The organism is Vibrio sp. HA2012 (genome assembly GCF_002812955.1).
In the GTDB taxonomy this organism is placed as follows: Bacteria; Pseudomonadota; Gammaproteobacteria; order Enterobacterales; family Vibrionaceae; genus Vibrio.
Genome location: NZ_PFXK01000002.1, coordinates 372,728 through 386,070, shown reverse-complemented (window position 1 = coordinate 386,070; position 13,343 = coordinate 372,728). Strand labels below are relative to the sequence as shown.

Below are 13,343 nucleotides of genomic sequence, written 5' to 3'. Positions count from 1 at the left end.
TTAGGACTGCTTAGATAAGCGTTAATTATCAAATAACCAAGGGGTTACCTCATGCTGATTAACTAGGATCAGTTGTTGAGCCTCTGGAATACCATCGAGATACTTGATATTGACCTGCATCTCCTTCAATAAATAATCCACCAGAGCCGCTCGTGTAGTAATACTGAATTGACCATTTTGCATGTGATAATCATGAGCAACTACTTCTTGCTGATCAGCGTTCAAACGTGGATCCGGAGCAAATATTAGCGTAACTTCAGTATTCCAAACCGTGTCTTGCTCTTGTGTTTTCTGCGACGCATCAAGCAGTTCAACGTCGCCTCGGCAACGACTCAATACTAAATCTCGATAGTCTTGTGATTTTTCGCAGTAGCCTCGAACGTGCCAGCGTAAACCTGTTTTAACAAAGGTATGTGGATGAAATATCCGCCCTTCCCATTCCGGATTAGAGAGTGAGACATAACCCAGCTCAAGACGTTTCTTTTGTCGAATGGCTTCGGTTAAATGTGCAATAACTTCTGGTGAAACATAACGTTGAGGCACTGAGCATTGCTCTCCAATGGTAGACTTATCGCCATATTTTTGCGCCCAGAACTGTCCGTTTATTAACCATTGCAGATAGGGTTCAAGCGAGTGTTTAGGCGCTTGAGTACGATATTGCGCAGAGAACTGATAAGGTCCAGAAGCCATTTTTTGTAATCGCTCTGGATAGAGCTGCTGGTATGCTTTGATATCCTGATAGGCCTGCTGGCGGGTTATAGTAAATTGTTGTTGTAAATCTTTATTACGCACGTAACCTTGCCACAGCGCAAGCATCTCTAAAAATACGTGTCTTTCCTGAATCGTTTGGACTTTCAATCGTAGATAGACCTTTTCTAAACCAATAAGCATCAGCTATCATAATTTATACGTTAATATGATAAAATCATTAAGTTTATATAGACTTAATTGATGTGATCTATACTCAACTATCCGATCAAGTACAGTCATTCTGGATACCCCACCTAATCTCGCGTACAATGACGTTTATTCAAATTAACCGTGAATAATGCTCTTTATGTGCCCAAGTTGTACTATAGAGTCAGATAAAATTAAGGCTATTTCCCCAATATGGTTAACAACTCAATCCAATGGTTTCCTGGCCATATGCATAAGGCTCGTAAGGAGATCGAAGAAGTCATTCCGCAAATTGATGTCATTATCGAAGTGCTGGATGCCCGTATCCCTTTTAGTAGTGAAAATCCGTTGATTTCTTCTATCCGCGGCGATAAGCCTTGTGTGAAGGTTTTGAATAAACGCGATCTTGCTGACCCGGAGCTGACCCAATTATGGGTTGATCATTTTGAAAAAGAAAATGGCATAAAAGCGATGGCAATTACCACTTCCGTACCTCAGGAAGTGCATAAAATCATGGATCTGTGCCGCAAACTGGCCCCGCACAGAGAGGCTATGGGAAAAAATATCCGCACCATGATCATGGGCATCCCGAATGTTGGGAAATCAACCATTATCAATACGCTGGCAGGCAGAACGATAGCTCAGACAGGTAACCAACCGGCGGTCACCCGACGTCAGCAGCGGATCAACCTGCAAAATGGTATTGTTCTGTCCGATACTCCCGGAATACTGTGGCCGAAAGTGGAAAACCCCCACAGCGGATTCAGACTGGCAGCAACCGGAGCTGTCAAAGATACGGCAATGGAATACGAAGAAGTCGCTTTCTATACGGTTGAGTATCTCGCCAAGCAATACCCAGATCGGTTAAAAGAAAGGTATCAGTTGGATGAATTACCAGAGACTGAGATTGAACTGATGGAAGCTATCGGCTCAAAACGCGGCTGTCTACGAGCCGGAGGCCGGGTTGATTTGCACAAAGCATCAGAAATCCTGCTGCATGAACTGCGTAGCGGCACTCTGGGTCAGATCACTCTGGAACTGCCAGAGATGATCACACAAGAATTGATTCAGGTTGAGCTCGAAACTGCCAGAAAAACTGAAGAAAAAGCCAAACAGAAAGAGGAACGAAGAAAACGTTACCTTAAAAATAAAAAATAAACATGCAAAAAGGCGTACCGTACAAGCACGCCTTTTATTCCTCGTTACTCAATCGTGAGTGTGCGTCGCTGAGATCGCAAAGGTTGTATCCCAACATTTTACGAGGTCTATATGAGTTGATTATGTATCCAACCAAATTGTCTGTAAGGTTTCCATTCCTCCATATTTTCTGGGTCACATTTACCTTACACTTTAAGTTTGGCTTCTTTTTGTGAAAACGCAAGTTAACATAGCAAATTTATGCCCTTATGTGATGCCGCTATTGAATTTCTAATGTAGATAAAATTGTTTAAATACCCGCCGTTTGTGATACTATGCGGCCAGAATTTATTCCTCCGCTCACTTACCCGGATAATACCCATACTGAATTATGCCCAGAATTATCAGGCCACATCGACTCCCTCATTTTTTATCTTCTCAGTCTGATTATTTTACCGTTGTTTTATTATCCGGAATTGTCGGTACCTTAGCCGGCGGCGTTGTGTCTTATTTCAATATTTTTATCAACTGGATAATTGAATTCCGGCTTGACTACGTGCTGCAGGCAACTGACGACGATTTTTTATTAAAAACTACTGTTGCTGTCCTTGCCGGAGCCGCTATGGCAGGACTTGGCTTCTGGCTGACTATCCATTATGCACCAGAAGCCGAAGGCAGTGGTATTCCGCATATTGAAGGGGCACTACTTGGGGAACATGATATTCGCTGGTACAGAGTCCTGCCGGTAAAATTCATTTCTGCCATTCTGGCAATAGGCTCGGGGATGATTCTGGGACGTGGCGGACCATCAATACAGCTTGGTGGCGCCGTTGGCCGGATGGTAGCCAGTCGTTCAGAGAACGATCGGCTAACAAAACATATCTTGATAGCCGCCGGTTCAGCGGCGGGTATGGCAGCAGCATTCAACACCCCACTTGCTGCAATTTTGTTTGTAAATGAGGAAATGCGTCGCCAGTTTAGCTACAACTCAACCTCAATAAAAAGCGTCACACTGGCCGTTGCCTGTGCCACTATTGTCATGGAACTTCTAAATGGTCAGAATGCCATATTAAAAATTCCGAGCTACAGTGCTCCACCGCTCTACACTCTGATTTCATTTGTCATTCTGGGGTTAGTCATTGGAGTCATTGGAGTTTATTTTAACCGCTGGATTCTGTCAGGGACCGCATGGTTTAAAAACCATCATGGTGATAGCAAACTGCGTTTTGTTCTGACCGGTGTGTTATTGGGCGGGTTATTTTCTCTCATTCATCTCTACTTCCCTTTTCTAAGCGGCGGGAGCCTTACCGTTATTTCAGATCTGTTTTATAGTCCCAGCACCTGGATTGTTATGGCCGGGCTATCCATTCTGCGTATGTTCGGTACTATTTCCTGCTTCTCATCCGGGGCTCCGGGCGGGATCTTTGCGCCACTGCTGACTCTGGGAACTTTCTTAGGGCTGACCTTTGGCGGACTGATTGCAGCGTTATCACCAGACACCATATCCGACCCCAATATATATGCGGTTGCCGGAATGGGAGCGTTGATCGCTGCGACACTCAGAACACCATTAACCTCTGTTGTACTGGTTGTAGAAATATCGAACAACTACCACCTTATACTCCCTATTCTGGTCACCAGTCTGGGGGCAAGTTTTATTGCTCATGCTATGGGCGGAAAGCCTCTCTATGCATCATTGATAGAACTTAAACAAAAAGACTGGAAGTACTAACCCGATGTCTCTGAAAAGTAAACAGCTGGCAGGGCTATGCTCCCATCCATAACTTATTTACTTCCGGGTAAAGATTCAGAAACTGAATAAGTTGCGCAGTAAAAACCGTTTCCGGAGCCTTCCAGGCGGGAAGGCATGTGGACTTTGAACGGATCCGGTCAACGACAATATCAGAAATCAAGATGTCACCATTTTCCTGAGTAACCATGGCACAAGCGACCGGGTAAGTATCTACAAATCCTATGTAGAGCTGACATTCTTCGTTAAGAATGATTTGTGAAAAATACTCCAGAATATAGGCCTGTTCTTGTTTATCTTCCCATTTTGATGCCTGAAGCAACGAAAACATGACGGTTAGACGATGAAAATCAACCCGGTATATCTCATCAACGACGGACTCTTCCGAGGATGAGATACTCGCGTCAATTTGAACATATTGTCTTCCCTGCTCTGCAGCCAGATAAAGATCCCGCCCCTTGATGCTTTCCGGTGTCGGAAACTGAACATCTACCTGACTGGTAAGCCAGTTATTTTTCTTTTTAATGATAACTTCCGCATCAGATTCCATTGTAATAAATAGCCTTTTAATTGTGTCGGGGGGAGCAAATGTTCAGTACCCCCAGATATCACATGCTGTCGGAGTACAGATCAAAGCTGCCGGATCTGAGCTGCACGCCGTTAACATAGCAAAAAGTAATACTAACAGCCCTGCTTTTAAAGAAAACCTTATTTTCATTGCAACCCGACCTTTTTAACAATTAAGCCATTATACCGATGTGACCTCTACCCTATCGGCAGGAATAGACTTTTCTTTATGGTAAATTAGACTCAGCCATTTCTCAGAGAAGTACAACCATGAAGAATCGTCTTTTTATTTCAGCTCTGCTCACAGCCTGTGACAGCAATGAAGTCGGTGATGTCAGTTTAGGCCCCATGATGAAAGCAACAATACCAAACTAATTACACTACATAACCGAATTTCTCTGAGTGTGATACACTACCTACACTAGTATTCTAATTTGAGAACTAAAATGAAAAAACTTACGTTAGCCCTTGGTTTAACAGTGCTTTTAGCTGGTTGCTCTGATAATGAAGTTGGTGACGTTGGCTTGGGTTGGTTCACTTTAAAGGATATTTCAATTTCGAGCTTAGTTGATGAAGAAGTTACCGGAGTAACCTGTCATATCGCTTCGATTGAAGCAGACTTGAGCCTTGCAGATCCCAGTGACAGTTCCATTTCTTGCCGTCAAACAGGTGACATTACTCCTGAAATGATAGCCAAGATTGATAAGAGTAAATCTGGTGAAGTGGTCTTTAAGAAATCTAAAAGCATTTTCTTCAAGACAATGAAAGTACGTAGAATTTACGACTCTGAGAATCAAACCCTACTCTACTTGTCATACACCACCAAGGAAACAGACGGTAGTTTTAAACACAGCTTATCAACTGTACCGTTATACGGAACAAAAGCTTATGTGAAACCATCCGTTCAATCTACACCGCAAAACTAAAAGAATAAGCCACAATCGAAAGTTAAGGATTTTGGTGCTAAACAACAAGTTCATAAACCACAGCGTAATCCCCCTAAAAAACCGAATATGGTGTAGCAAAAGCTAGTTGTTGGTTTTTGCTATCCATTATTCCCGAAAAATTAGCTATATAGGGTTGAATCCGCCACTGACCTATTCAGATAATGACAGTGATTTTTTATGGCTAGGCTTAGACAACTTTATGAAATTATACAATAAAATTACCACAGTGGCTGTTACTGCTCTTATCTCATTTAGTTCATACGCAGCGATTCCGACATTTGAAGGAAACCAAGGTATAAGAGTTAATATTGCTGATTTCAATCCTGAATCTCTCTATGGTCAATGGAATCTATCATCAGGTAAAGGGTTTAGTGCAAACTGGTTTAAATCTGAATTCTTCACAATCAGCTACGCTAATATGAATTATTTCAGACAAACAGCGTTAAAAATGGCAGAACAAAATGCATCAAGAGTGGATACTCAAATGATGTGGGATAATGAATCGAAAATAGATGATTCACTGGGTTGGTACGCTAAAGATGTTTATGGTACAGCTGAGGAACATTCAGGTCTACGTGATCATGAGATAACACGTAAAATCATTAGAAATAATAGAGCATACATAAACGATTTTATTAAGCTACATGACCAGCGTTCCTTTCTAATAAATGGATATAGTTCATTAGGTGGTGCTATTTTAAGCCAACCATACGTTTTATATAAGTTTCATCCCGAAAGAAAACGTAGACATGATGCTCAACCTCAGTTTGAAAAAATTTTGGATAACTTAGCAAAAAATAAGCCCAATTTTGATTTATTTAATAGCGTAGACTTACATCTTATTGTTACTGATGTGCTTTATGGACTCGATATCGTTGATAATGACACAATTATTATTTACGAGTTCACCGATAGTAATAACGTTGAACCAGTCGTCCTTAAAAGAATTCCAAAAAATGAAGAACATGAAGTTAAAGGATACAAAGAAATCCTTAATTCAAAAGAACAGGTTAATCTTTTAGATTTTCTAAAATTACCTTGTTCAAATACCATGCAGTTGTCATTTTCATGACAGAGATAAGCGTAGCACTCATAGATGCAAGTTCTCAAACACTGATGTACGTCTCTTACTCAACTAAAGAAACGTCCAGTAGTTTTAAGCACAGCCTTTCGACAGTGTCTCTTTGAGGAACAAAAGCGTATGTAAATCCTCAAACCAAACAATAATCGTAAAGCATCGAGTGTAAAAAATAGTTAAACTACCCCTTTCTATCTTTAACAGCAAACTATGCTGCTAAAAAATCTTTACAAAGAACATTTGCGAGGTATTATCGCTGCGCAAACGTTTGCTTTGCGGTGATATAGGCATATTTTCAGGTAAAATTGGGGTAGTAATGCTTACTGATATTCAAATCTGCCGTGAGGCGAAATTACAGCATATCGAAACGATTGCGGCAAAGGCTGGTTTACAAAAAGATGAGGTAACCTCTCACGGATACCACAAAGCTAAAATAGCATTAACCAGTTTAAAGCGCCTGCAAGACAAACCCGACGGAAAACTTGTTCTGGTTACCGCCATTACCCCCACGCCATTAGGCGAAGGTAAAACCGTTACAACCATCGGCCTTTCTCAAGGTTTATCTAAGTTAAATCAATCTGTTATTGCATGTATCCGCCAACCGTCCATGGGGCCGGTTTTTGGTGTAAAAGGCGGTGCTGCCGGTGGTGGATACAGCCAGGTTGCCCCAATGGAGGAGCTAAACCTGCACCTGACCGGCGATATACATGCCGTCACTGCAGCCCATAACCTTGCTGCAGCCGCAATAGATGCCCGCCTGTTTCATGAGCAAAAAAACGGCTATCAGGATTTTGAAGCCCGAACCGGTCTACGCGCATTACGGATCGACAGTTCCAAAATTCTCTGGCGCAGGGTGATGGATCATAATGACCGCGCCCTGCGCATGGTCACCATTGGTAAAAATGAAGCCGGAAAAACGGTTAACGGTTTTGAGAGAGAAGAAGGTTTTGACATTTCTGCCGCATCGGAATTAATGGCCATTCTGGCTCTTGCCGCCGATTTACAGGATTTACGCCGGCGGATAGGCGCGATTGTTCTGGCCTACGACCTTGATAATAATCCGGTTACGACTGAAGATCTGCAGGTTGCCGGCGCAATGACAGTCACCATGAAAGACTCCATTGAACCGACAATGATGCAAACACTCGAGGGAGTACCGACCCTCATCCACTCAGGCCCTTTTGCTAATATCGCCCATGGTAACTCTTCCATCATTGCTGACCAGCTCGCGTTAAAACTGGCTGACTATACCGTCACCGAAGGCGGATTCGGTTCCGATATGGGATTTGAAAAAGCCTGTAACATCAAAACTAATATGTCAGGAAAAGCACCGGATTGCGCTGTTATTGTGACGACTCTGCGGGGGTTAAAAGCAAACTCTGGTCTTTATGATCTGCGCCCAGGACAGCCACTGCCAGACTCATTGATTTATAGCGACAATAATGCACTTAAAGCAGGATTCGAAAACCTTCGCTGGCATATCCGTAATGTTACCCGTTATGGGATCCCTGCGGTTATTGCTATCAATCGTTTTCCTCAGGACTCGGAACAGGAACTGCACCAGCTTATTGATCTGATAGATCAGATGAACTGTCCGGTTTCTGTTGCTATCAGCGAGGCATATGCAGAAGGAGGAGCCGGCGCAGTTGTTCTGGCAGAGAAGGTTATTCAGGCCTGTGAGGCTCCTCATCAATTCAGCTCTCTATATCACTTGTCACAACCACTGGAAGAAAAACTGATGGCTGTTGCAGAAGTAGGATATGGAGCCAAAGCGGTGATACTTTCTGATAAGGCTAAAGCACAGCTTTCTCTGTACAAAAAGCAAGGATTCGATCATCTGGCAATCTGTATGGCAAAAACACCGCTGTCCATTTCGACAGATTCATCGGTAAAAGGGGCACCAAAGGACTTTGAAGTTTATATCCGGGAGCTGAAACTCTGTGCCGGAGCCGGCTTTATCTATGCTCTGTGTGGAAATGTGATGACTATGCCAGGACTACCGGAAAAACCGGCATTTATGAATCTGGATATTGATGGCGAGGGAAATGTTATCGGGCTGAGTTAATCTCAGCCCTGCTTTAGTTACTGGCAAGGATCAGGGTCAGTTCAACCCTGCGGTTACAGGCTTTTCCCGTAGCGGAACTGTTTGAGCAGGCGGGCATATATTCACCGTAACCTCGGGTATACACAGCATCAGGCGACACCTGCTGAACAAGCAGTTGTTCTTTAACCTGTAGCGCCCGTTTCTCAGACAGTTGATCGTTAACCGTTTTAGTTCCGGTGCTGTCTGTGTGACCGTCTATAACGATATCAACGGTGCTATTTCCGGCCAGAAAGGCACCGATCTGACTTAACCACTGGCGGGAATGTGCCGAAACATAGGAAGAGCCGGTATCGAACTGCACTTTTTGTTTTATCTTAATCATCAGATAACTGCCGGGAACAACTTCATGAGCAATCCCCATCTGATTCAGAAAATGGGTTAGATTATCAATGGCGTCACTTCGTTTTTCACCATTAGGTCCCTGCACATAATAGGTTCTTGTTACCGTATCTTTATCGGCTGGCTCTTCAACGTCTCCCCACTCCGGATACATCACCTGAAATTCGTTCTTAGGTGCAGTATCCAGCATATTATTTGCTATTAATGACTGACACCCGCTGATAGCAAATACCAGTAAACTTATCCATTTCTTCATGAGAAAACCACGCACAATTCCGAATTAACCAGATATCCCCGTATCGGCCTGAAATACATTTTCTTTACTCTGTTTTATGCCAAAGGACAAACGATTCGCCTGCCAGACCGGAACTATGAGGGAAATATCACAGATTATATTTTTTCTCTCAGTGCCTTTACTTGTCTGCACTCCACCAAAGTAACCCCAAGATACAGGATTCATCTTGAGGTTAGTTCAGTATAGAAGGTAAAATCTTGTTAGTTATTATTACAATAAGGATTACTACGTGTCGAAACCAATTTATTATATTCTTCTTGCCCTTCTGGCTGGATTTTTTATCTATCGGGCATGGGGAAACTACAAAGCTGCCGATAAAAACCAGGCATTAGGGAAGGCTTTTTTGCAAGAAAATTCGCAGAAAGATGGTGTTATCACAACGGATAGCGGCCTTCAGTATATGGTACTGAATGAAGGCAGCGGAACTGTTCATCCAACCGCAACCAGTAAGGTCAAAGTTCACTATCATGGCACCCTAATAGACGGTAGCGTGTTTGACAGCTCAGTAGAGCGCGGAGAGCCGATTACTTTTGGTCTGAATCAGGTAATCACTGGCTGGCAGGAAGGTTTGCAGTACATGGTAACCGGAGAAAAAATCCGTCTGTTTATTCCGAGCGAGCTCGGATACGGTAAAGGCGGCTCAGGCCCCATTCCACCAGCATCGGTACTGATTTTTGATGTAGAACTTCTGGAAATACAGTAACCGATCCGCATTTATTATTGTCAGATACCGTCTGTTCCGGCGGTATCTGATGCCCAAAGATTAAGGACGGGGATGGAATTCAAAGTCTTCCCCCACCACCATAAAACAATCCATACCGGCCGCATGTGCCGCCTGTTTACCTAATTCAGTATCCTCAAATACCACGCATGTCTCAGGAGCCAGATTCAGCTTTTCAGCGGCCAAAAGAAAGGTATCCGGGTTAGGTTTATGTCGGGTAACGTCAGTTGCCGTTACGATTTCCTGTAAAAACGGCAAGAGTTTTCTGTCTCCCAACAGCTTCATTGCACCAGAACGCTGGCTCCCGGTTCCCAGCGCTGTTTTAAACAGTCCCTGCGCACTTTTCAGTACCTGAAATGTGTGCGGAATAACTTCTCCCTGTTGCTCAATCTCATCAAAGCACTGCATCTTATAAGTCGCGATAATCTTAGGATCCAACTCCAGACCGTATCTTTGGTTAATCTCAAGGGTAATCTTCGGACTGGGCATGCCTCCCATGCTATGTATCCAGTCTCGATCATAAGGAATATTGAACTTACTGGCAGTCTTCTCCCAGGCATCCAGATGGGCCGGCATCGTATCGATAAGCGTACCGTCCATATCAAAAATCAAACCCTTATATTTTGAGAGATCGAGAGCCATGCTTACTGTTTCCTGTATCCGTTACAAAGGGACACTTTACCATATCAGCCAGCCATTATGCTGAGTTTATTCATTCCTGCCGGTATCGCTTTCACGAATGTTTCCGTTATACTGATGCGGTTTTAACGGAAACGACCGCAGTATAACGGAAACTAAGATATCAACGCCCTTAATCTATTGAAAAACAGGCAAAATAATCAACTGATAATCTTACTGAGAAAATGGAAAAAATAATGCATAAAACAACCCGTACCATGCCCGCACACAAACATATTGCTTTGGTTGCACACGACTCCTGCAAGCCTGAACTGCTTCGCTGGGTTGAAGAGAACAAAGAAAAGCTACAGGGTCACTTCTTGTACGCTACCGGCACAACCGGGTCAATGCTAAGTAAACAAACCGGCCTGGCGATCAAAAGTATGATTAGCGGCCCAATGGGAGGCGACCAGCAGATTGGCGCACTGATTTCAGAAAAACAGATCGATGTACTGATATTCTTCTGGGATCCACTGAATGCCGTACCACATGACCCGGATGTTAAGGCTCTGTTGCGTATTGCAAACGTCTGGAACATTCCTGTCGCTATGAACCGTGCTTCAGCAAATTTTCTGTTCACCTCTTCTCTGATCGGCACTGAAATCAATATAGAGATCCCAGACTACGACCGATACCTGTCCGAAAGAATCTGACACGACCCAATAAGGTAAGACAGGTTTTCTGTCCTACCTTTTCTCTATTGTCGGGTAATCACCTGCTATCAGCTCCTGAACAAATCCTGATGGATGCGAACCGTGTGTTACCCATACTTTTTCTTTTGCCCGTGTCAATGCGACATAAAATAACCGTCTCTCTTCCGCAAAAGGAAAAGGATCACTGGATGCCATTAGGGCAGAATCCAGATGTACCAGTCTTTCCACTGCGGGAAACTGTCCTTCATCCACGTGTAGAATAAAAACATAATCTGCCTCTCGGCCTTTGCTGGCATGACAGGTCATAAAACGGATATCCAATGCGGCATAAGCCTTCTGCCAGTCTGTCAGCAATTCCGGCTTATGGTAATGATTTCGTCCCAGTAACAGTACCGATGTTTTTTTCTGCGCTTTTTTATTCAGCTCATGCAGCTCTTTTTCTATACTCTTTACTGGCAAAATATACACGGCTTTCTGCTTTTGTTGCTTATGGCTACACAAATCTTTAGCCAACTGTTGTGGATTTCTGGCCACAAACCCATTCGCAACCGCACCAATCTGGCTATTAAAACGATACGTTGTATCCAGATAATGAAGTGTTGATGACGGGTAACGTCGGGCAAAACCGGTCGTCAAATCAACATCGGCACCGGCAAAACGGTAGATGGCCTGCCAGTCATCTCCGACAGCAAACAAAGAAGGCTGGTTTCCGGTATTTCTCTGTTCACAAATCGCTTCAATAAGTGCCAACCGATCCGGTGAAATATCCTGATATTCATCCACCATAACGAACTTCCACGGAACCTGAAAATTCCCTTTTCGCACATACTCTGTCGCCCGTGTGATCATTGTATGGAAATCGACCTGATGGTTTTCTTTCAGCATCATCTGCCAGGCTTTGTAGCAGGGCCAGACTAACGATAGTTCACTGTTCAGACGTGGATAGTCCGGATGTTCGACCAGTTTCTGCTGGATCGATTTTTTACTGTCGTGCAGCATACAAAGAATATCAAGCTGGGTTTCCAGCCAACCAATAAGCTTGGGATTCTCTGTCTGACCGCTTAACTCATCGTCACCTTTCAGGTAAGCTATTGGCCATTGAGCAAGATGTTTCTGCCAGCGGTTAAAATTATTCTGCATTGCCCAGTGCTGCTTTAGCCACTGAGAGCACCAAAACTGTTTTTTCTTTGCATCGGTCGCCAGCGGAGAGATGACAACAGGTGCCGATTCTGTCTGGTTAATAATTTTCAAACCAAGCTGATGGAACGTATGGACATTTACTCCGTCTGCAGCCATACCGATTTTACTTTGCAGCCGTTGCTGCATCTCGTTCGCCGCATCTTTACCGAAGGCAACCATCAATATCTCTTCAGCCTGTGTCAGATGGCTTTGCAGAAGATAAGCAACCCTTGCCACTAAAACGCTTGTTTTACCGGATCCGGCTCCGGCAAGAATAAGGTTGTGATCATTGTTTAATAGAACCGCTTTCTGCTGCGACTCATTTAGCGGTGATGATTCTACCTGAGCGAATAACACCTCCCAGTTCTGCCGCTCCTGTTCAAGCCAGTGCTGATTGCGCAGTTCTGTCTGCCGGAGCGGATCCCGGATCCAACGGGAAATGACTTCCAACTCTTTCGGGTAACGTTGCTCTGCTTCTTCCAGACTCATGCGCATGGATGTAAAAGCCTGCTCTGTGTTGTCCAGCCAGACCTGCACCGTTGATGCTGCCAGATATCCAGGTTGGTTAATCAGAAGAGTAAGTGCTGTTTTCCATTGTGGCAATTGCTGCTTCATCTGCTCACACTGACGCTGATCCCACGTCTGATAATACAACAGCGCCTGACGAACAAAAGTACGCAGTGATTTCCAGGCTAACCCCTGAACTACCCACTGCGTAATTTTATCATTCTGACTGAACGAATAGAAAGTCAGTGTTCCCCAGAAACATCCTCTCTCGAGTGTTATTTTTCCGCTCCATACGGAAAACGGGATCCGAATTTCATTATCGACTGAAGCGAGTATCAGGCGGTCATGTTCCAGACGAACCTGACTATATTCGTTCTGAATAAAAAAACGGGCGACCTTACCTGCCCCAATTTGCATTATCTCTTCCACAATAATTCTTAACAGATATTCTTGGTTATTTCTGATTCAATACATAATACCTAAGTATACCT

Annotated in this window: 12 protein-coding genes and 1 pseudogene; 8 read left to right on the top strand and 5 right to left on the bottom strand. The window is 43.7% G+C overall.

Translation table 11 applies throughout. The features are described 5' to 3' along the window. Positions 1 to 21 precede the first annotated feature (21 nt). Complete coding sequence (locus CSW98_RS05595; RefSeq protein ID WP_232733478.1) at positions 22 to 891, bottom strand: BrxR family transcriptional regulator; 870 nt, start codon at positions 889 to 891, stop codon at positions 22 to 24. A gap of 219 nt (positions 892 to 1,110) precedes the next feature. On the opposite strand from CSW98_RS05595, the gene ylqF reads away from it, so the two are divergent. Together ylqF and clcA are read left to right on the top strand one after the other, a co-directional pair. Continuing rightward, the gene (ylqF, locus tag CSW98_RS05590; protein WP_100799471.1) at positions 1,111 to 2,055 is read left to right on the top strand and encodes a ribosome biogenesis GTPase YlqF; all 945 of its coding nucleotides are present in this window, start codon (positions 1,111 to 1,113) and stop codon (positions 2,053 to 2,055) included. Between the two features lie 370 nt (positions 2,056 to 2,425). Then, positions 2,426 to 3,766 carry a H(+)/Cl(-) exchange transporter ClcA gene (gene clcA / locus CSW98_RS05585; RefSeq protein ID WP_100799470.1) on the top strand — a complete coding sequence of 447 codons (1,341 nt, stop codon included), beginning with the start codon at positions 2,426 to 2,428 and terminating at the stop codon, positions 3,764 to 3,766. A 34-nt stretch (positions 3,767 to 3,800) separates the two neighbouring features. On the opposite strand, the gene CSW98_RS05580 is transcribed toward clcA, so the two are convergent. Then, positions 3,801 to 4,334, bottom strand: coding sequence for a flavodoxin (locus CSW98_RS05580; protein WP_100799469.1), 534 nt, complete (start codon positions 4,332 to 4,334; stop codon positions 3,801 to 3,803). Positions 4,335 to 4,797: 463 nt separating this feature from the next. Between CSW98_RS05580 and CSW98_RS05575 the strand changes: the two genes are divergently transcribed. The 4 genes and pseudogenes from CSW98_RS05575 to CSW98_RS05565 all read left to right on the top strand — a co-directional run bounded on the left by CSW98_RS05575 (position 4,798) and on the right by CSW98_RS05565 (position 8,441). Beyond that, entirely contained in the window at positions 4,798 to 5,277 is a 480-nt protein-coding gene (locus tag CSW98_RS05575; protein WP_100799468.1) for a CreA family protein, read from the top strand. Positions 5,278 to 5,497: 220 nt separating this feature from the next. Beyond that, the gene (locus tag CSW98_RS05570) at positions 5,498 to 6,370 is read left to right on the top strand and encodes a hypothetical protein (protein WP_100799467.1); all 873 of its coding nucleotides are present in this window, start codon (positions 5,498 to 5,500) and stop codon (positions 6,368 to 6,370) included. A gap of 17 nt (positions 6,371 to 6,387) precedes the next feature. Continuing rightward, positions 6,388 to 6,486: pseudogene (locus CSW98_RS17515) on the top strand (CreA family protein); the annotation flags it as partial. 206 nt (positions 6,487 to 6,692) lie between these two features. Further along, positions 6,693 to 8,441 (top strand): formate--tetrahydrofolate ligase, encoded by a 1,749-nt coding sequence (locus CSW98_RS05565; RefSeq protein ID WP_100799466.1) that lies wholly within the window; start codon positions 6,693 to 6,695, stop codon positions 8,439 to 8,441. A gap of 13 nt (positions 8,442 to 8,454) precedes the next feature. Here CSW98_RS05565 and CSW98_RS05560 read toward each other — a convergent pair whose 3' ends face one another. After that, on the bottom strand, positions 8,455 to 9,075 hold the full coding sequence (locus tag CSW98_RS05560; RefSeq protein WP_100799465.1) for an OmpA family protein: 621 nt from the start codon (positions 9,073 to 9,075) through the stop codon (positions 8,455 to 8,457). A 268-nt stretch (positions 9,076 to 9,343) separates the two neighbouring features. On the opposite strand from CSW98_RS05560, the gene bamJ reads away from it, so the two are divergent. After that, entirely contained in the window at positions 9,344 to 9,817 is a 474-nt protein-coding gene (gene bamJ, locus CSW98_RS05555) for a BamJ family beta-barrel-assembly machinery protein (RefSeq protein ID WP_100799464.1), read from the top strand. Positions 9,818 to 9,877: 60 nt separating this feature from the next. Here bamJ and CSW98_RS05550 read toward each other — a convergent pair whose 3' ends face one another. Next, on the bottom strand, positions 9,878 to 10,477 hold the full coding sequence (locus CSW98_RS05550) for a beta-phosphoglucomutase family hydrolase (RefSeq protein WP_100799463.1): 600 nt from the start codon (positions 10,475 to 10,477) through the stop codon (positions 9,878 to 9,880). Between the two features lie 233 nt (positions 10,478 to 10,710). Here CSW98_RS05550 and CSW98_RS05545 point away from each other — a divergent pair, with 233 nt between their 5' ends. Then, positions 10,711 to 11,166 carry a methylglyoxal synthase gene (locus CSW98_RS05545; RefSeq protein WP_100799462.1) on the top strand — a complete coding sequence of 152 codons (456 nt, stop codon included), beginning with the start codon at positions 10,711 to 10,713 and terminating at the stop codon, positions 11,164 to 11,166. A 33-nt stretch (positions 11,167 to 11,199) separates the two neighbouring features. On the opposite strand, the gene helD is transcribed toward CSW98_RS05545, so the two are convergent. Beyond that, a complete protein-coding gene (helD, locus tag CSW98_RS05540; protein WP_100799461.1) occupies positions 11,200 to 13,269 on the bottom strand; it encodes a DNA helicase IV in 2,070 nt (689 codons plus the stop codon). Positions 13,270 to 13,343: the final 74 nt, after the last annotated feature.